The sequence below is a fragment of the Francisella salimarina genome, from assembly GCF_007923265.1.
In the GTDB taxonomy this organism is placed as follows: domain Bacteria; phylum Pseudomonadota; class Gammaproteobacteria; order Francisellales; family Francisellaceae; genus Francisella; species Francisella salimarina.
Map to the genome: position 1 here is coordinate 1 of NZ_VOJA01000001.1, position 21,009 is coordinate 21,009.

Consider the following 21,009-nt stretch of genomic DNA (forward strand, 5'->3'; position numbering starts at 1 on the left):
CAAAAAAATTAAAGTTTTTTTAACATCTAGCCAAATAACTCGTAAATACCACTCAAATTTAGATCTTTACAACCAAATTCCCTGTCCATCCACTAGTTTTCAAACTCATATAAACATATTAAAAATTAGTAAAATATAAGCTGTAAACATATAGCTTAGAGATATTTGCTTATGTACAATGCTTTTTAACTAGATTTAAATCACTTAAGTTAGCAATGATAAATATTAGCAATATAACAGACTCTAATATTGATACTGTAGTTGGTCAATTAGCTTCTGATGTTACAAATAAAGGTGTAACTTCTTATTCTGCTAAACTTGCTTGTGAGATCAATTATTTTATAGTTGGACATAATATAGAGAACATAAACCTAGTTAGCACGCAACTAAAAACAACTAAAACATTATATGATAATAATCTAATATCCAGGCTTGATTATAAAAAGTATCAACAATACTGTAAAATCACTAAACTTAAAAACATCATAAATCAATTTATTGAATATTTCTCTACAAACAATAAAGATAATCAGAGTCTAGAACTGGCTATTTTAGACTTAGAAAATTCATGCAAATCAAAACTAATTTTAGAACTTCCTTACGATTACATAAGAAAAATAGATAAATTACTAAACGTTATCGATAACTCAATACAAAGATCTAGCTCGCTAGATAAATCTACTTTGAACGAGTTTAATAAACTCAAGAACATTCTTGCTAAATATATTGGATACAACCCAGTACTGCAAAAACAAGAACTCACGATAAATATAAAGCCTATTAATCAAGGCTTTGAAATAGAGAATATCAACTTTGTATCTACAAACAATAAGCAATACTTCAAACAGAACTCTCTAACAATTAAGAACTCGCATATTAAAAATTTAGAAATATGTGAAAATATTTATGGGATTAGTGGGGAATTAACTTTTAATTTGGCATATATAAACAATCACAAAGACTTTGATTTTCTACTGACTCCAAATCAACCTATACTGATAGATATCCAAATAAATGATGATTTTAATTTTTATAAGAAAGATTCTAAAAAAGAACATCACACACGATCAACTCGTTTTGTAGCTATTGGATCTACTACAAACTATGTAGATACTGAAGAAAAATTCGAATATAGCATATACTCTTATGCTGAAAGTGTTTCATCTGGTTTAAAAGAATTTAAAATAAAATTCCATGACCCTCTCAAAGCACTTTGGATGGAACACAAACCATCTTATATTGACATCAATAAAAGTTTGGACGACATTCTTAAAGATAATTTTCTCTTTGACAGTTTATTTTCTTTAGACACGAATAAAAGTAATAACCTAAAAACTCGAATACCTCAAACATTTATTTCAACTATAAATAGAAGTTTCTATGATTTTTTTATTGAGCAACTCCAACAAAATAAAAGCTACCTAAAATATTTCTGCAACAAGAAAAATGGTAAAGTGACCTACTATATCTTTGATAAAGTAGACAGTTCCCTACAAAACAACATTGCAAACTCTGATGATAACTTGAAGGATAAGCTATCTCCCTATGATATAAGTTGCCTAAAAAAACAACTTCTAACCTCTAACGAACCAAACTTCTACGTTAAAGAAAACGATATTTCTCCAGACGTAACTATCAACAATAAGAGAAAAGAAGAGCGAAAAAATTCTAAAGGCTCAATAAAACCTTTTTCATCGATATATAAAGATAACCTTAGTACTATTGAATATTTGCAGAATCAGGATGATGAAAAAAAAGAGATTGTGACTTCGGAATTCGAAATACTTTTAACCTCGAGAAATACTCTTCCCTTTATAGATAGTGAGATCACTCTATCCAAACTAGAAAATGATAAAGATTACCTACTAGGAGCAACAAATATAAAAAATTTATTCATATATGAAAGAGAGTTGTCATTCACTAGGAGTAAATATAGCACTCAACAACTGTATAAAAACATAAATAAGCTTCACTACAAGAGTACTTCTGAGGCCGATGTATATGAGAAAATAGCCTTCACAAAAACTCTTAACCTAACACACAACAATTTAGTAACCTACAAAATAAAAGACTATAACAACCTAGCTCCTGAATATCCTAAATACAAGTCTTTTCATAATTTCTATATAAATGGTAGAGTGACTATCGGAGAAAATGTTAATAACGATTCGAAAAAAGCATATAAATTCTTTAAAAACTATAAACCTGAAGAGAGCTCATTTGCTGAGTTTCAAGGAAATGGTGAAAAAGGCACTTCTGCTATACAAAATAGTAAAGCCAGTATTTTTTATGCAATAGAAGTTATCAAAGAATTACTACCAGATAAATCTTCTGAAAAACCAATTATATACCTACCAATGAAGGTAAATATAAATTCTGCTAATAACCAATTCATGCCTCTTAGAAATGATGATATTATTTTAGTTGAGGCTCAATCATTCACAGACGGCGAAATAGTTGAGTTGATTTCTAACTCAGCAATATCAACAGAAAAAGCACAGCAACAGTTATTACAAAGACAACTTCTTGGTGCTAAGGAAAACTGTGAAATGGCATATACACAGACAAGCGATGGTGAGACATTCTCATTAACTCAACTTAACGAAGCTAGTGAGAATTCTTTTTTAATAAACGATAAAAAAGGAATTTTTCTTAGATACAAATCAAAAGGGAATTAAAATATGACTTTTATAAAAAATCATCAAATATTACTAATTTCTCTGATAATAGTAGTAATCATTCTATCTGTTGTTAGCATTTTCCTTATAAGGAAGTGGCTAAAAACATCAAAAACTTCCAGCAAAAAGCCTATTGCGAATATTATAAAACGTGCAAAATCGGTTATTAGAACAAATAAAATAAAGAATAGCTTAGCTGAGCTGTATATATTCTATGGAGATTATTCTGCTGCAAAAGACCACATAAAAAAGCTAAAGCCTAACGTCCAAATTATTGATAACAATGAACTGCCACTAATAGCTATCGATAAAACCAATACTTCACTAGTATTTGGGACCGAAGACCTTTCGGACCTGTGTAAATTAAGAAGAAAATTAAACCTACAGTTTTATAAACTCAATTTCTGCTTTGATATTTCTAACCCTCACTTTCAAGAGGACAATAGTATAAGTGAGGTTTATAAAGAACTTACAAAGTTAAGATTAAAAAATTTCATAATATCATTCTACAGTTCATCTGAACATGGTCAAAGCTATAATAATGCTATTGGTAAAAAATCTATAGTCAAACTAAGCTCAAATGAAGGCCTAAATAACAAAATTGATGAAGCAATACTGTCAAAAATTCTTAGCCATAAAGATAGTATTGAAGATAAATACAATAATACAAGAATATTAAACCAAATAAGAAAATCACTAAAAAACATATACCCTCAATTAAAATCTATTGATAAGGAAATATTTCTTAATTTTGGCTTAAACATTCCGGATAATATAATAGCAAGAAGAGATACCATCTTTTTTAGCAGCTCCCCTAGAGGTATCATCATAAACTTAATATCTCTATTGTTTAGCTTCATATTTATTATTAATATTTTTCAAGAGATTGGACTAAAAGAAGAGATTTCTATTAAAGAGCTGAAACCATCATCAGAAAACAGCTCGAATGAAGTAGTAAAAGAAGCTAGAAAAAAAGTTGATGATGCAATACTCCTAGATATCTTATATCCAAAATCAGTAAAGTATCACTTTATATACAAACAGTATGCCAACGCTTTGTTGAAAAGCGTAGTTTTACCAAAGTATAACGAAACCTATGATCTTTCAATAGTAACCTCTTATTTGATATTTTTTGAATATTTAGCTAATAAAAACATCGATCCAAGTACAGAAAGTATGCTTAGAATAATAAGTAGCTTCACAAATCTTTCTCAAAAGCAGTTACAAATAGTAATCAAATACACCGATTCTAGTTTAAGAACTGAAACTATTAACTCCATTACTAAAAGAGCTAATAAACTGTATACAGATCGCTTGCTGGTCGTTGGTGAAGACTCAGAAAGTTACTTAAGCACACAAGGCTTCAATGCTGAATACTTAGGAATTTCTAATACTAAAAGAGCTAAATTTATCAATGACATTTATATAAAGTACTTATATAAATGCACTATTGATAACTCAATATTAGACTTAAAAAATAATTACATAATACCAATTGAAGTTAACAATATTTTTTCGATGTATCAGGAACAGTTTGATACATCATCAAAGAAATTATGTAATTCATCATATATAAGCTCTGTCACAAAAAGTGTTTCTTTAATCTTTAATCAAGAGGAAACTGAAAAGAAATTTGAAAGCTTTAGCGATATGCTCGACCATATTTACTACCTAGTAAAATCTTTAGAGAAAAATGCCAATGACGTCACAGATGATGGTAAAGAACAAACTGGGTCTATAACTACATCTTTAGTAAACTATGTTCTCAATAGTGTTATTAACTCAACATATAATAAAGATGAACTTCCTCTTATAAACCCTGTAAGTAAAAAGCTATATATGGAATTTGCTCCTAACTTTTATGGTAAAAGGATTTTAATTTCTCCAATATACTCAAAGGAATACATCAAAGATAATATTGATCCTATTAATAAGAAATTTAATAGATTACTTAACAACCTGAAAAGTAATTTTGATATAGAACCTGACTTTATGATTGCTATCTACAAAAGCTCCATAAACAACTATAATTCAAAATATATAGATTCTTACAACAGAATGATTGATAAACTTAATAATGACTCTGATTTCAGTAAAAACATTTCCAATAAAAATGCTTTAAATCTTTATTTATTAGCTATGTCATCAAAAGACTCCTCATTTAATAGCTTAATAGAGTTTTATAGTACCAACACAAGTCTAATAACTAGTGACTCAAAAGTCGACTCATCTAAGAAAGTAAATAAGCTTCAACAGTTCTATGGAAAAATAACTAAGCTAGGTAAACAGGATAATAAAGATCAAGACATATCATTATGGGCTCCGATAGATAGCCACTTCCACGAAAATGATGAGTATCTAAAATCAAAAAGCTATGTTGAATATAGAGAGATATTCAAAAAATTGAATAATTTAATAAGAGAACATGGTTACTCAGATACTTATAAGGAAATTAAGCAAGGATATAAACCTCTACAAAAAGTTTACTCCGGACTTTCTGAAATAAATAATCCAAACAATAACAACCTATATAAATTACTTAAAAAACATCTAGATATAGCTATTGAAGCGATAAAAACTATAGCTATAAAAGATGCAATAACCAAACTTGATAATACTGTTAATATTGAATATGAATTCATAACTGATCAATTCCCATTCAATAAAAATAGTAATACTTTTGCCACAAATGAAGCAATAACAAAAGATTTTGATAGCAACGGTTATATATACTCAACATTTATAGAGCAACTATCGCCACTATTATCTTATAATAAAACTAACGATAAATGGTATAGTAACGATTTCTCAGCTTCTGAGCAGGTAGATTACTTAAATAAGTTTAACAAAGTATACTTATTGAACAAACTATTATGGGATGACAAAAGAAATCCTCAAGCTATCAAATTTGAGATAACTCCCATACCAAATGAAGATAATGACTATACCTTCTTCAGTATAATTCTCGATAAGCAAAACTATGTAAACTCTCTGAATATAGCATACTCAAATAGTATGGAAATTAGTTACAATTGGAACTCACTTGAATCAACGACTATAACTATAAAATTTGAAGACGGTAGTACAGACCAAATAAGTTACCACGGTAAATGGTCGATACTAAAAGCTATTAAAGATGCTAACTGTGATCAAAATAATATTTGTACTTGGGAAGTTAAACATAACGGTAAAACATACCCTGTAAGTTTTAAAGTCGAATCAAAATTTTTACAAGTATTAGGTTGGCAGAAACAAGGAGATACTAATGTACAATAACTTATTTAAAAAAGCCTTTTTAATATTAATTATAGCTCTAGGACTTAGTAGTTGTGCAAGTGATGGTTTGTATATCAAAAACAATGTCCCTAAAACAAAAGTCGTATTAGAGTCTAAACCTGATAAAAATACCTTTTACTCTGACAACTATCAGTCCATCTCTCAAAGAATATATAATGATAACGTAAAAGTATTAAACCTAAAAACTGGAGAAAATGAAATTCCGTTAAATAAAGATAGTAAAGATTATGCTCTATACTTCATATTGCCGGATAATAACAATATTGAAAACTGGAAGTATATTATTAGCTCTGATTCAGTAAATGAATTTACTATTAAAAATGATAGCAATATAGAAAAAGATTAAGGGAGATAACTCTTATGTCAAAAGCAGATCATATTTTTAATTTAGAAGAACAGGGTTTACTCATAGACATAAAAGATGAGTCAAAAGGCTGTACTACTAAGTTAGAATCCTCAGGAAAAATCTCTCATAACGCAACTGAATCAATTGAATCAACTGCTGACAAGCAAATAATCGACAATGTAAAAGACTCAAAAATTTCAATAACGGAAAAAGAAATATTATTAGCTACGAAAAAATCAAGCATCATGCTTAATGATAGCAAAATTGTGCTAAAAATAGGTAATTCGACTATTGTGCTTGATGACTCGAGTATTTCTATAGAGTCAGGAACAATTAATGTAAAAAGCTCTGCAAACACAAATATTCAAGCTGCACAGAACATCGGCATAAAAGGCTTAAATAATAGTATAAAAGCTGATGTAAGCCTTAATGCAGAAGGTGTAAATGTCAATATCAAAGGAAGTGCTACAGCAAGTATAAAAGGTTCTGCAGCAACAATGGTTGGTTAATGTTTATGGATAGTATTGCTGATAAAGCGCTTAAGCGTTTATTTGAAAATATCAACTTCTACTATGACCAAGAAAGGTCTTTTAGAGTAGACAAGCTTGATAAATGTATCAGCGATATCATTAAACTTGAAAATAAAAAATATTATAAGAAATTTGATATATATAATATTAGGTATCTTATTGAAGATATAAAATATTCAGTAAATCTCAACTTATCTGATATGTCTAAGAGGCTTTATAATCAGATATTAAAAGTTATCGACAATATTTTAGACTCTACTGATACTGAACTTTTTGTTGGCTACTTGAAAGATTTAAGAAAGTTAGTTGATAACTATAAGTTAGTAATTGACAAAGATATAGCTGATAGAAAAAAAATCATAACAAGTAGTAATGATGAATTGGGTACTATTTTTTTAGATGTTACAAAAGATACTAATATAGAAGTTAATACTGATAAGCTTACACAGTTATATACTAAAACCCTAAAAAAACCTGACTCAGATAAACATATAGTTGAGTACGAGACATATTTTAATACACTGAAAACTTTTGTAAAACAGATACAAAGCACAGATAGCTTTCTTCCATTAAGGAAAAATCCCATTTTAAGCTTAATAAATCTTGCTTATATAATTAAAAATGGGATCTTCAAAGTAGATACCTACTTAGCTAGTGACATCATACTTTTAAAAGCTTATTATTCTGCAAATAGTGATATTACTAAACTAAACATTATTAACGAAAGAATAAATACAGATACTCTAAGCACCTCTTTAACATCTCTACAAGAAACACAGCCTTCTGATGAGTTAAAAAAGATTATAGATTTTATCGACCTACAAATTTTTGGCATATCTCGATACTTTAATGATTTTAATTTAGAAAATATTTTCTTTCATAAGACTCATACAACAAACACGCCTAAACTTGAGTCTTTTGAACAGCTCTTGATAACTTTAAAATGTATCCCAGATACAATATTTGATGATGAAACACTATATAAAAAAGTCCATAAAGAAAGAGAGCTCTATGAAAACCTTTTTACAAATAATAATGACAAGCCTATAGAGAAAATTATAGAACAGTCACCTAATAACTTAATTACAAAAATATCTAATAAGTATTTTCAAGCTTTGCTAGAAATAGCTACTTCTATAAACATCGCCATATCCGATGAAAACCTCGAGGTAATTGGTCCTTTCATCGAGTTCGAAAAGAATTTTAATTTAATAACCTCACAAATATCCAAAAAACATGAGTTTAATCATGAAAGATTTTACAAAGATATAAAGCATCTAAATAAGATATATCCTAGACTAAAGTCTAATTACTCATTATTAAAAGATATTGAACAACAATTAATTAAAAATAAAAATGGTATAAGTAGACTTAACTGTTTTTTTAGCAAAAAAAAGTTTTTAACATATAGAGAAATTAGAGTATCTAATCCTAGCAACAAGGGAATTAATATTGATAAATATTTAACAAAAATAAATAAAAATATTTCTAATACCAATTATAAAAATGCTTCTGAGAAAGCTAAAGAACTTACTTTATTCCTTTTAAATCAAGCATGCTACAAGTGCCCTTCTCTTATAGGTATATATAATTTACCACCCTTTTCCAATGATTACTTCCTAACACTTAAAGAAATTACAGACGATCCAATTATTAATGATCTAAAAAGCAAGCAAGATGCTTATTGGAGGATATAATGCTAGACATAATAAACGACTCATTAAAACGACTAGAAACCGCACCTAACAATGATGATAGTATTAGTAATGCAATATCCAATCTGATATCTGAGCTTAATAATATTAAGACTTTGTTAAGCCCTACAAATCTCAACCTTTCAGGCAGTGCCTCGACATTAACTCCCTCTATGACTGCTCAAATCAAATGTTCATTCAGTCTCGCTCCAGGAGTCTATTTAAGTACAAGAGTAAAAACACTTGCAGGGAATCTACCAGCATCTAATATTACTGACTCTAAGCTAGGCGCTAATATACTACCTTTTGCTGGGTGTACAAACCCAGCCAACCCGACAATGAACCCTTTCGTTTTTCCTTGGGTATGTATACCGAACCTTACACCATTTATACCAACGAACCCAACCACGCTATTAGAAGGTGCCCCAATAAATACTATGAATAACAAAGCAATATGTACATTTGCTGCTGGAGGTATGGTGAACTTCATAAGTAGTGGGCAGATTAATGCAAAAACATCTTAAAGGACTATTGGCATGAATGAAATAAAGGATAACCTAAGCACAAATGATGCAGCCATCCTAAAAAAAACTTTTGACAAATTAAGTAGTGATATTAAAAATGATTTTGATAAAAGAATCTCTGAGTATAGTAGTAGCCTTTTATTCAAGTATTATAGTAGTTTATATTATTTTCTTCCTAAATCATGTTTATTAGAAATAAGAGACAAAGGTCATAATGGCTACTATATTCGTCCTCAAGAGTATTTTTTTATTGAGGACAAAAGAACTAATAAATCCTTAACATATACAACAAGATCAGAAAGTCTTATCTTACCTGTAAAGAATGTAGCAACCATAAAAAAAAGTGACACTCTAATAAATATATCATTAGATTTTGAAAATAATTTTGAATATGATTATCTTACTATATGGCTTGATCCAAGACTATGTGAAGAAGATCCTTTTTTTGCCACATATATTTTCAATCAAATACTAGTAGATAGCGGTTCCGCAAAAATTAGATTTTTAGACTACTCATACTCAACCAAGGATATAATAGTAGAACCTATTAACCTACAACTTAAACCAACTGAAAAACTGATTTTGAATATTCATAACCCTAGTCTGATGTATGGGTTTAATATACGAATCAAAGATTTATTTAAATATAAATACAATAATCTACAAAAAATAGACTTCTACTTTAATCTAAAAATAGATAACTACAGCGAAGAAAGACTTTCTTCATTATTTAGAGTCAATTTGGTACCAATATTTAATAGCTTCGATGATTATTCAAGCGCCACATTTACCTCTATGAGTCTATCAAATAGTAAACTAAAACATCATCAAATAGATGATGCTCAAGCAATAGAGGTTTTATCAGTGTATGAAAACAATACTCCTTGTTCATTTGATGGCTTTGTCTTTTCTGGTCAAAATGAATACTATCTTAATAGAAACTCTCAATCACTAAACTACAATGTTGTCTTCCCTGAACTTGATAACAAAATATTAGAGACAAAAATACACACATACACAACATGGACACAGATAGTAGAGATATCTGATCTTATAGAGATTAACTCAAATGCAATAGCTTCTATAAATTCAAGTATTTCTCCAATCTTTATAAATAGAGGATTAAATAACTATAACAATAACTCTAGAGATATGTTTAATATGGTTGATATGATTATATCTAAGAATATGTATTCAAAAACAACATTTATAGCTATAGCAAAGCTTTTAAAGACCGATGATAATAATATATCATTATTATCAAGCTTATTAGATAAAGTGGAAATTGATTCTGTTACTAATGAACTAATTCTAACCACTAGCGATAGGTACAATGAGAAATATAAATATTTCTTAGATTTTTTTGTAGGTATTATATGTAAATTCATAAACCAAAACACCTTCAGTTTTATTAAAAAAATTGTTTTGAATAACTCTTGAGAAAGGATATAAAAATGGCAGATTTTGTAGAAGTAGAGATCATTCTAGAGATTATTAAAAGTACAAAGGAAATTGTTAAAGCAGATCACATTGATAATGAGCAAATTGCATACTATCGTAATAACATCAGAAAAAGTATATTTTTCCTTCAAGAAGAATTATTAGAAAAATATAGTGAAACTATATGTAAATACATAACATTTCCATTAATTGCATATGTTGATGAAAAACTAATGATTCTAAAAGAAGAAGCAGGAAGTAATATTTCTTGGGGACTGCTACAACTTGAATACTATGATAGAAAAGATGGTGGTGAATATGTTTTTGAAATAATTGATAATTTATTATCAGACAATATCTATCCTCAATTATGCTATCAAACAATATCTCTAATTCTTAATAATGATTTCTATGGTAAATATTATGAAAACATTTATAACCATAATTTTCTTGCTTACAAAAAAGAAGTTGATAAATATATAGATAAATCTGCAATTGATTCAGTTAGCTTTATTGATACTTCTAATAGTACCCCTCCTCCAAAGAGATATCGTAAAATTGCAAAAATCTTATTAAGGTTTGGGGTCCCTCTTGGATTATTCCTTATAAGTTTATTGATTTTTATGATTTGGTAATTTAGGGAGATTAGCATGAGTAGACTAATATCAGCACTGAACAATATAGAGTTAGAAACTCAAGATAAGATAAATCTTATTAATAGCATGCGAACTCACTCAATATATGAGAATGCCGAATATGATACATTTGTCCAGAAAATAGTCGATAATTCTAATGATACTAAAAGTATAGATATATATAGCTTATTTCTTTGCTTGAATTCAGAAATATGCTTGAACTTAGATCAAATCGGCGCAACCCCCGAAATCATTGAAGATTACTTTTCTTTTATAGAAAAAAACTTTTCAACTATAAGTCCCTTAGATTCTAAACAGAAAAGTGAGCTTGCTGAAAAAGGTATTAACAAATTTTTAGCAGTAGTTGATATCAATTTTGCTGAAATTAAAAATCTAGAGCCTCAATCATCCACTACTATTGAAAACATAGTTAATTTAATTAATAAATTTACTGTATTTTTCGATGAAAATAATCTAAGTTATAATTCTGATCTAAAGGTACAACTAGATAAAACATTAAACAAAATAAAAAAATCAATAGCTACACAAGAGCAACAAAATCAAAGTGTAGAACAAGAACCTCATAAGGATGTAAAACATTCCGTAACAAAAAGCGAAGAGTTGATATCAGTCACTAAAAAGAATTTACAAGGTTCAGATAAGTGGCAATCTCTTGTTGAAAAGATAGAAATTCTAAAAAGTCTAGTTGATGATGAGAGAATATTTGAAACATCCATAGTCTATGATGATATTCAGAATCTACTAGCAAATTTTGATCCTAAAGAATATTTCCCTGAAGTTTTTTTCCCTTTATATAAAAAGATTGCACCAATAATAGGTGATATACATAAAAATATAGATTATTACTCTTCGAGTATTCAATGGAGTGTAGCAAAAAAAATGTATGAAATCGATTATAGCCAGTTTTTGGATGACCTTGAGAAAATGCCTGAAAACAACTTTATCAATAGTACATCTTCTTCAATAGCTAAAGAACACTTCTATGAAACAAACTCTGAAGCAAAGAAAGAGTATCGTGAAAAAAATAAAGTATTAGAAGATAGTGATGCTCATAAGCCCAATATAAACACAAAGCCCAAAAATCAAGAAGTTAATAATACTCATCAAGATACTTTAAAGCAAAATAATACAAGCGATGATGTCGATAATATTAGTGGTGATGATTTAAATAAATTATTCGACTTTTAAAGTATAAATAGTTATGAATATAGATAAATTGAATAAAATATCTCATAAACTCTCTTTAAATCATCTTCTTAGGATTTTTTCTGTTTATAATATTCCTCCCCAGAAGATGAGATTTGAACCAGTCTTAATAGATAGCACATTATCAGCCACTATCCTAAGAATATCAAAGAAAAATGAGCGTATATATATCGATATAAATGTTTTTAAACTTAAGCCTTTTGCAGAACTAGAAACAAAATACCAAAAATATATTCGTAGTAATAATGATTTAGCAATTGAAGTATTAGAGTACGGTATTAGATCTCTATTATACAGATATATAATTAGAACTAAGGAATTATATAGACTGACTCAAGATAATGCTTATATTAAAGCAGCTCCCAGATTTACTATTGATAATACAATTAATGCTCTATATAAAGCTCTTAGTGAAGATTACTGCACTATTATTAACTATGAAAAGGAATTAATTAAAATTAGAAGACCTCCTTCCTTAGTAGGTCAAAAAAATATAGGCAATATATATCTAGGTGGATATATTCCTTCTTTTATTTATTTGATTAAAGTAAACATAATAGTTATAAACAAAAATAATAACGATATAAAGAGAATAAAAAATAAAGTTAAAGTAATCAAAAAGAGTATCAAGAACAATTCGATAAGAATAAAACTAAACATAACGATAGAAAATAATAAACCAAATAATAAATATGCTGGTTACACATATTTATAGTTAAAGAGTTCTTAGGTAAAAGCTATGAAGAAATCAAAGTTTTCGCTGCCTTCAAAAGCGGTAAAAACAGCACTACTATCTGCGAGTATAAAATCCCACTCTGAACCTTTTTGAATTTCATATATTGCATCAATATTATCAACTCTTGTTGTAAAATTCATCATCGAGTTCTCAACTTCAACCAGCTTAATTCCAGAAAGAGACAGAGTAACAACATTTTTATTCCTACTAATGCTCGTGATTCGTAAGACTTTTTTATTTTCAAACTTCACATTAGCTGGAGCAGTCGCTTTCCTTTTTATAAAAATATAATACCTAGAAGCGACAAAGAACTCTTCTGGGAAATTCTCACATATATATTTTCTTCCATGCAAATCAAATTTAATAAAGTTATTAATTTTTCTATACTCACAAAGACTAAGTAGCCTATCAGCAAGTGAATCAAGCTTTCTCAAAGGCTTATAAAAATCAAATTCAATACTATCAATCTCCTCAACTTTATCTAAGTTAAGTTGAATTAGACTATAAATATCATGCACCAAATCAAATATTTGTTTCGGAGAGCTATTCAATCTATTTGATTCTGCAAATTTAAGCTCTCTCTCTAACTTATTAATTATAAATACCAATATAATAGCTGCATAAGATCTAGAGGTCGAGAAGACAAAACGGTTAAAAGACTTTAACTCAGAAACGAGCCTATTAAGCTTTACAAAAATATCCTGCATCGAGTAATGATTGAGAGTTAATACTGGAAAGTCGTAAATATCCGATACTAATCGACCTCTGTCTAACTTAAATAATGCAATTTGTGTACTATATTTAGAGCTATAATCATGTTCTAACGAAAGAGATAGTTGATTATAGATATACTTAGTACCATCTTTTTCAACTACCCTTTCTTTAATATCTAAAAATATTGGAATATCACCAACCAACTCATCTGTTGTTACTTGTAAGGATAAAGGGTAAGACCTATCATAAGAAACAAATATCTTTTCATCTAAATAGAGTTCAAGATCTTTTATGAGAATAAGCCCAGTATGCAAACTTTCAATATCTAAATTAAAGCTAATAATCCCTTTATGAAGATTCATCGGCAAGTAGTTTGCAGCTCTTGACCTCTCTAAAACAGATAAGTTTGACTGATCTAAAATATCTCTATCTAACCTTACTCCATCTTCCCAGTATACCCTTTCAAGAAACATTAAGACATCACTCCTATTTACTAAGCAGCTGCTATATATCCTATTTTAGCAACACCTTTATCTGTACTTGCAGCACCACATACAGGCAAGCTACCTTGTGAAGTTGTTAGACCTTCAATAGTTATTATATGATATCTCATGCCATCTTTAGAAACACCCATCAACTCTGTCGGTTCTATACTTATAGAAAACGCCTTAGCACTTATAGGATAGAGCTCCAAGCTAGATAGATCAATCATAATACCCCATGCTTCATCTGTCTTGTACTCTTGCTTTTTATTGGAATTACCTAGCTTGATTTTCATATCTGTAGCACTTGCTTGTAAAATACTAGAAACTTTCTCTTCAAGCTTAGTTCTAACACTTGACTTAATCAAGGCGCCAAGTGTAATACTGATTGTTGGGTTTATAGACCCCGGTGTTATTGACAAACGTATCACACTAGCTGCAGCTGTCGCAGAATCTGCTTTTGTAACATCATCGCCACCTTCAATAGCAACAATGTTCTTATCAAGATTCTCTCCAGCTATGGTCAAAGAGTCAATAAACAATCTACGGTTAGGATGAGAACCAATACATGCTGTAGGATCAGTTCTCACATAAATAGTTTCTCCACTTGTTACCTGCTGTCTTGTTATCATCTCACTCATAATCATTCTCCTTATTTTTAATTATTATTCGCACCAAATAATTCTGGTTCAAGTCTAGTATCAATAGTCATTGTAGTATCCATGCCTTCAAATTGAATATGTGGAATCACATTTATTTTGCATGAATACCAACCTGGTTTACCTGGTATGGTTTTAACTTCTATAGATACATTTCTAAAAGGATATCTTGCCATCTCTAGAGGCGTTGGCTGGTATACTGTAGTAACATACTCTGATATCCAATCTGAAAGAATATTTTGAATTTGCTCCGCTCCTACTACGCTTCCAATTTTATCTCTAATTACACATTTGATATAGTGAGATATTCTAGATATACACATAGTATATGAAAGATTAGCAATCAATCTTGAGTTGGCCGAATCAAAATCATCAACAAATTCTTCTACTTTTTTAGCCGAATTTACACTAAAAAAGCATGCATTACTCGTACCTTTTTCACTTACAAAAGGTATTAAGCCAATATTTGCCAATGATAGCTCCATATAGTCAGCAAATAACACGTTTAAAGGAGGTTTTGTTTCTAAAACCCCTTTATTATCGTAGACACAAGATACTAGGTTTCTTACATAGCCACCACTTTCGACCCCTCTTATATACTGGAACCATCTAGTTTTATCGTACGATCTCATCATATTTTTAACTAAGTGAATAGAAGAAGGTCCCCACAGATAACTATTATTATCTGAATAATCTACGAACTCATTAAAACCTTCCATGAGTTTGTATTGAACTGGATTATTTTCAGGATTATATGGCTGACGTAGCATAAAGTCTCCGACAGTCAGTCCTATATATGCAGCAACATCAAGGTTTCTAAAATCATTCCACTCTTTATATCTTGGATGCTCTAATAAAGCTTCAAAACTTTTAATATGCGTTATTTCTGAAAGATCTTTTACACCAAAAAATGATTTATCAATCGATGCTACAAAAGGTGCATGAGAGTTCTTTGCAACCATACCCATTCCAGTTAGCCAGATTATATCATTTGTAGTATTTTCAAAATTATATAAGCCTAGTATTGCACCATATGGTTCTCCACCATATTGATCAAACTCTGCAACATATACTTTTTTAAAGAAATCACTACTAGATATATCATATAAATTTCTCTCAAAATCATACTGCAGCTCTTCTTTCTTAACATCTATTACACTTACCTCTACATTATCATGATCGTCTTGGCAAACCTCTTGTACTTTCAACCACTCCTGTTCAAGAGTTCTAAACTCATCATTAGATATTATAGAGTTAACTTGTAAATCAATAAGCTTATCAATAACTGTAATAACTTTTTGGATATACTTTTGATTATAATTATTAATAGCATCGTTATTTGCTAACACTAGAGATAACGCCATAAGGTTTCTAGCATTGTAGTCTGTAGATAACGATAAGACCTTAGACGCATCATCTGAAACATCAAAGTCTATATTTTTAAGTACACTATCAACCTCTGCTGATCCACCAAAGTTGTTCAAAAGCTCATCTGTAAGACTTAATTTACTTTCTGACATCAAAAAATCTCCCTACTTATTTTCTATTTCTTCTTGCTTGCCTGTTTCAAGAGACTCAACAGCTTCTGCATCATCAGAATCTTTAATCGTATAGTTTGTCAAAGCAGGAATCTTATTTTTTAAAGCTTCTAACTCATTACTATCAGAAAAAATCATATCTATCGTTTTTTTAAGATTACGATTATTTTCTATATCCTTAGCAAAAGATGCTAATATTTCTTTCATTTCAAGCAAAGCTCTAATCTCAGGAACTTTTTTAGCGACCGCATCAGGCCTAAAATCTTTTACACTTTGGATTCTATAATTAACCTTCAAGTTACTAGGATCTTTAGAGACAAAATTAGGAGCTTCAAAATCAAAAGATATATTCATATCCTCTAAAGCTCTATCAACTCCATTATCTATTCTTCTTACTTCTCTATCTGCAAATTCTTTTTTTGCATCTACAGACCTTCCTTTTGATAGATCTCCGACTACTAAAACTCTATAAGGCAATTCTTTTTTCTTCAAAACACCATCAACATTAGTTTCATAATTTATCATTAACCTTGAATTTGGAATCTTATTTTTTGCCATCTCTTCTCCCTATTTATCCTTACAAAAGCTTTAATATGAAATCTAGCAAAGAGTGCAACTAAAACAAACACTTTATACAGCAATTATTTTTTTTAAATTATTTAGCAAAATAGTTATTTAAATATTGGTGTAGCATTCCTTGATTTTTTAGATGACGATATGTTCTTATAAATTAAGGCCAGACTCTTCTGGAAGCATCTACCAATTAGAATTACAAGAAATGAGGGTTTATTTTATGCCAAAGTATGAACCAATGACATCAAACTTTAACGATGCAAATAGTGTTGATGATATTATCAATAAATACAACTTTGATGATTCTACAGAATACGCTTATGCCAAAACATCAAAAAAAGATTTTCTTAGAGCATACTTCCTCAATAGTAGAGCAAGACAAGCTTTTTTTGAAGAGGAAATCGTAATTAGACAAAAGCATTCTTTACAAGATGCAATGGAAAAAGGCTATGATGCTGTTAAAAAAGAAGTTTACGAAAAAAACTTGGGTAAGCTTGATGATTTAAGCATCTTTAGTAACTGGCAGCTCAAAGCAAATGATAAACGTGTTCAATCATGGAAAAGTATAACTCTTGATGAAAAATATCAGTTTTTTATCAAGCAGTCTAATGATCAAGAGCTTGGTGGAGGTAATGTAGCTTACATAAATACTGTAAATCCATTTATTCTAAAGTTTAAACTAAAAGCTGCTGGAAGTATCGGTAAGCTAATTGATGCTATAAAAAAACAGATAAATCCAAATACCGAAGATAAATTTCCAAGTGAAGTAGATGCTAACTTTGGCGTAGATTTTAATGCATCATTTGCTAAGTCAATTAATGGTTATGGTAATCTTTGCCTATGGACCTCGCTACCAATATATGATTTTCAGAATCATAGAACTGACGATGTCATGCCTATTTACCTCAATCTAAGTGGTTTTTGTTGCTCTTACGAACACACTATAGGATTTACATTAGGTGGTAACGCTTCATATAAGCCCACTAGAGCTCAAGTTGATTCTTTCGATAAAAATGGTAAGCAAATTTTTGACAAAGATGGAAAACCTGTCAAAGAAGACAGTAAAAAAATTGCAGATATTCTAGCATCTAACTGGTCTGCTACGGCAACATTAAACCTAATCGATCTCAAACATAAAATCAGTTGCTTAAGAGCGTCATATAGACTTATAACACCAAATGATAAAATGCTAATCCCTGATATTGTCTCTGAAAAAAATACTGCGGTCAAAGATATTGCTTTAGAAGATATCAACAGACTTTTCTTTGACAAGGACATATATCAAGGTTACGCAACGAAAAACCCTACGAACTCATTAGAAAAATTTGGTACTTTAGAAAGTGGAAAAATTATTAAAGGTAAAGTTGCAAAACCTAAACATAACATCATTACTGGCTCACGTCAGCAAGAGTCAGAATCGGATCCTAGATTTGTAGTTACTACTACTGAATCTGGACATTATATTAAACTGGGAGAAATCAGTGCTAAAGCTGGTTATAAAGTAAATTCTCTAGAAATACATGATTCAGATGAGCTAAAAAAATATAGAGAAAAAATCAAAGAATACGATGAAATCATAAATCTTGAGTTTACTAATCGCGAAGGTACACTATCAGAGCAACTTAATCCTATTTATGATTCCATAGATACTCTAAAAACAGAAGTTGAAGCACGACTTTGTGTTTTTGATAGGAAATCTTATTCTAAAATACGTACAATAAATGTAGCGATACCATTTGATAGAAGCTTATTAGTACCTGATAAAAGCCTAACCAAAGGCACTCAAGATAAGTTGAGTTTACATGAAAAAAGTATTTCAGGGAAAGGATTAAAAGATTATTACCATGTTAAAGGTATTAGAAATAATTCAACTAACTATAAGCCTGTTACAATAGCAAATAATAATGTTGATGACCTTGCTAAGCTAAACTTAGGAAGAGAAACTTTTTTAGATAGGTTATCTGGACATGCTCAAGACATTGCTAATCCTAACCCAGGAGTTGATCCAGTTGCAGATCCTCAGAAAGTAGATAACTTTTTATCAGATACCTTCAACTTCCAAGATGCTACTGATTCAAGAGAAACTGATGCTATAGTTATTCAAAACACGATATTAAATTACACTCAAGATTTTGATATTGAAATCTCAATGGATTCTCAATCTAAAAATTCATGGTTTAACTCTAAAAAAGCCTCTCTCATAACTGCTTTAGCATCTACAGAAGATAGTACCAAGGGTGGTCAAGTATCTAAAGAATATGATTTAGATAAAAGAAAATCGAATGAAGAACTAAAAAAACAAATCATAGATTATATTAATGCTAATGAACCTTCTAAAAGCAAAGACTTTAGTCCAGCAAAGGCCTTAGAAGAATTCTTGGCCTCTGAGAATGGTTCCGGAATAAAATCAACAAATAACATTTCATATATTTCATTATGTCGACTTCTAGAGAAAAAACCTTTAGATAGTGAGTATGAAAACACTACTAGCTCAGCTATATATTTTGGCTCATCTTTTAACGTACCAGTCTATCAAAATCTTATGAACTATATAAATATTTTAGAAGAGCAGTACACTTATGACTATAACATTATAGATAATGTCACTAGAATAATTGAAAACGGTAATAACAAGAGTGATATTTATCTAGATATATATTTTGCTCTCATGGAAGAGTGTCTTAAACATTCCAATTATGATTCTGTAGAAGGAATTGAGCAAAGACTAGAAGATGGCATTGAAAGGATTATTTCCATTACTCTAAACAATGCTCTTAGAGGAATAGTTGCTTTAAGAAAACAAAAATGGACAAGTAGTGGCATTCATGTTTTTAGTAGTGCAGAACAAGACTTTAAGTACTGGGTACAAGAGAAGTTATACAAACTAGACTATTTGCTATGTCAAGAGTTCTCTGCATATCTGGGAATGATAGCAGACTTCCACAACTCAACTACTCGCTCTCAATATTTACAAATTAAAACTGCTTTTAGATTTATTAGACTTAGAAATATGTTCCTTGTTAAATTCTTAGAGCTTAAAAAACTATTCATAAAGAAAAGAAGATTAAATGGTGTAGATATATCTGATGAACATCTAAAAATGTTTAACAGCATAATCACGTTCTTATGTTCTTTTGATTTTAAAAACTTAACTAAAGACTTTAATTTTAATGATGAATATGAGTCGCAAATATTTGAACATTTTTTCAATGGCTGTGTAAATATTGAAGGTTTTATGGAGAGTCTTACAAAAATGCAGCAAGCCTGTGTTAATAGTAGTGTCCCATATTTGAATTTTCTTAAATACTTAAGTGATAAAACAAACAAGGATATGCTAAACGGTTTGATAGAAAATATCAGCAAACTTGGATTTACGACATCTTTAGTCATAGAATCATGTTGGAAAGCTAATGAACAAACCTTAGGTGACCTTAATATAGATATCAATAACAAAAATAAAGAAGATAAAGCAATACAACAAAGTGTAGGACGACTATATAAGCAGATATCAAACAAAGCTAATAATGATAAGAGATTTACCACTGATAATTTTGTTGGGTTTAGAATACTTAAACAAGAAGCATCGACAAATACAAATGTAGCTAAGTTCACTATTGGACTAAGAGCTGAAATTTCTTCTGGAACTGTAGAACTAAGAGCAGGAGACACAAAGCTAGTAAATGTAAATGTTTATAAGATATTAAAAAAGTATGGTGTCGATAATGTTTGTGGAATACCTGTCAAAGCTTTTAAAGAAATTGTTGAGTGTCTAACAGAAGCTACACTTGATCTTGAGGTTGGTATGACAAACAATGAGGAGAGATCAAGCCAAGCTCTGGTAACTATAATAGCTCAAAATCAAGAACTAAAAAAATATGTACGCCCTACTATTGTCCTATAACACTAATATCCATCTACTATTTTTATAAACTCTTA

15 protein-coding genes are annotated in these 21,009 nt (G+C 29.7%); 11 read left to right on the forward strand and 4 right to left on the reverse strand.

The features are described from left to right. The first annotated feature begins 215 nt into the window (after positions 1–215). From FQ699_RS00005 to iglJ, 10 genes are read left to right on the forward strand one after another with little or no spacing between them, the layout of a single operon-like run. On the forward strand, positions 216–2,678 hold the full coding sequence (locus tag FQ699_RS00005; protein WP_146420592.1) for a pathogenicity determinant protein PdpA1: 2,463 nt from the start codon (positions 216–218) through the stop codon (positions 2,676–2,678). A 3-nt stretch (positions 2,679–2,681) separates the two neighbouring features. After that, positions 2,682–5,954 carry a hypothetical protein gene (locus FQ699_RS00010; protein ID WP_146420593.1) on the forward strand — a complete coding sequence of 1,091 codons (3,273 nt, stop codon included), beginning with the start codon at positions 2,682–2,684 and terminating at the stop codon, positions 5,952–5,954. Next, on the forward strand, positions 5,944–6,321 hold the full coding sequence (gene iglE / locus FQ699_RS00015) for a type VI secretion system lipoprotein IglE (protein WP_013922777.1): 378 nt from the start codon (positions 5,944–5,946) through the stop codon (positions 6,319–6,321). Before FQ699_RS00010 ends, iglE begins: the two co-directional genes overlap by 11 nt. A gap of 14 nt (positions 6,322–6,335) precedes the next feature. Continuing rightward, positions 6,336–6,830, forward strand: coding sequence for a type VI secretion system tip protein TssI/VgrG (gene tssI / locus FQ699_RS00020; protein ID WP_013922776.1), 495 nt, complete (start codon positions 6,336–6,338; stop codon positions 6,828–6,830). A gap of 5 nt (positions 6,831–6,835) precedes the next feature. Beyond that, positions 6,836–8,548: a hypothetical protein gene (locus tag FQ699_RS00025; RefSeq protein WP_146420594.1), complete on the forward strand. Its 1,713-nt coding sequence runs from the start codon at positions 6,836–6,838 to the stop codon at positions 8,546–8,548. Beyond that, positions 8,548–9,069: a type VI secretion system PAAR-like protein IglG gene (gene iglG, locus FQ699_RS00030; RefSeq protein WP_146420595.1), complete on the forward strand. Its 522-nt coding sequence runs from the start codon at positions 8,548–8,550 to the stop codon at positions 9,067–9,069. The genes FQ699_RS00025 and iglG overlap by 1 nt, the downstream gene beginning before the upstream one ends. 12 nt (positions 9,070–9,081) lie before the next feature. Continuing rightward, positions 9,082–10,509: a type VI secretion system baseplate subunit TssF/IglH gene (gene iglH / locus FQ699_RS00035; RefSeq protein WP_146420596.1), complete on the forward strand. Its 1,428-nt coding sequence runs from the start codon at positions 9,082–9,084 to the stop codon at positions 10,507–10,509. 14 nt (positions 10,510–10,523) lie between these two features. Continuing rightward, positions 10,524–11,144, forward strand: a complete 621-nt coding sequence (locus FQ699_RS00040) for a DotU family type IV/VI secretion system protein (RefSeq protein ID WP_013922771.1) — start codon at positions 10,524–10,526, stop codon at positions 11,142–11,144. Positions 11,145–11,159: 15 nt separating this feature from the next. Beyond that, complete coding sequence (locus FQ699_RS00045) at positions 11,160–12,353, forward strand: type VI secretion system protein IglI family protein (protein ID WP_146420597.1); 1,194 nt, start codon at positions 11,160–11,162, stop codon at positions 12,351–12,353. A 13-nt stretch (positions 12,354–12,366) separates the two neighbouring features. Further along, positions 12,367–13,086 carry a type VI secretion system baseplate protein IglJ gene (gene iglJ / locus FQ699_RS00050; protein WP_146420598.1) on the forward strand — a complete coding sequence of 240 codons (720 nt, stop codon included), beginning with the start codon at positions 12,367–12,369 and terminating at the stop codon, positions 13,084–13,086. An 11-nt stretch (positions 13,087–13,097) separates the two neighbouring features. On the opposite strand, the gene tssK is transcribed toward iglJ, so the two are convergent. Genes tssK through tssB form a run of 4 tightly spaced genes read right to left on the reverse strand, consistent with a single transcriptional unit; the run spans position 13,098 to position 17,058 of the window. Further along, positions 13,098–14,294, reverse strand: coding sequence for a type VI secretion system baseplate subunit TssK (gene tssK / locus FQ699_RS00055; protein ID WP_146420599.1), 1,197 nt, complete (start codon positions 14,292–14,294; stop codon positions 13,098–13,100). A gap of 20 nt (positions 14,295–14,314) precedes the next feature. Continuing rightward, positions 14,315–14,944 (reverse strand): type VI secretion system tube protein IglC, encoded by a 630-nt coding sequence (iglC, locus tag FQ699_RS00060; RefSeq protein ID WP_179951639.1) that lies wholly within the window; start codon positions 14,942–14,944, stop codon positions 14,315–14,317. A gap of 17 nt (positions 14,945–14,961) precedes the next feature. Continuing rightward, a complete protein-coding gene (gene tssC, locus FQ699_RS00065) occupies positions 14,962–16,482 on the reverse strand; it encodes a type VI secretion system contractile sheath large subunit (RefSeq protein WP_146420601.1) in 1,521 nt (506 codons plus the stop codon). Between the two features lie 12 nt (positions 16,483–16,494). Next, the gene (tssB, locus tag FQ699_RS00070; protein ID WP_146420602.1) at positions 16,495–17,058 is read right to left on the reverse strand and encodes a type VI secretion system contractile sheath small subunit; all 564 of its coding nucleotides are present in this window, start codon (positions 17,056–17,058) and stop codon (positions 16,495–16,497) included. A 235-nt stretch (positions 17,059–17,293) separates the two neighbouring features. Here tssB and FQ699_RS00075 point away from each other — a divergent pair, with 235 nt between their 5' ends. Beyond that, positions 17,294–20,974: a hypothetical protein gene (locus FQ699_RS00075; protein WP_146420603.1), complete on the forward strand. Its 3,681-nt coding sequence runs from the start codon at positions 17,294–17,296 to the stop codon at positions 20,972–20,974. The last annotated feature ends 35 nt before the right edge of the window (positions 20,975–21,009 follow it).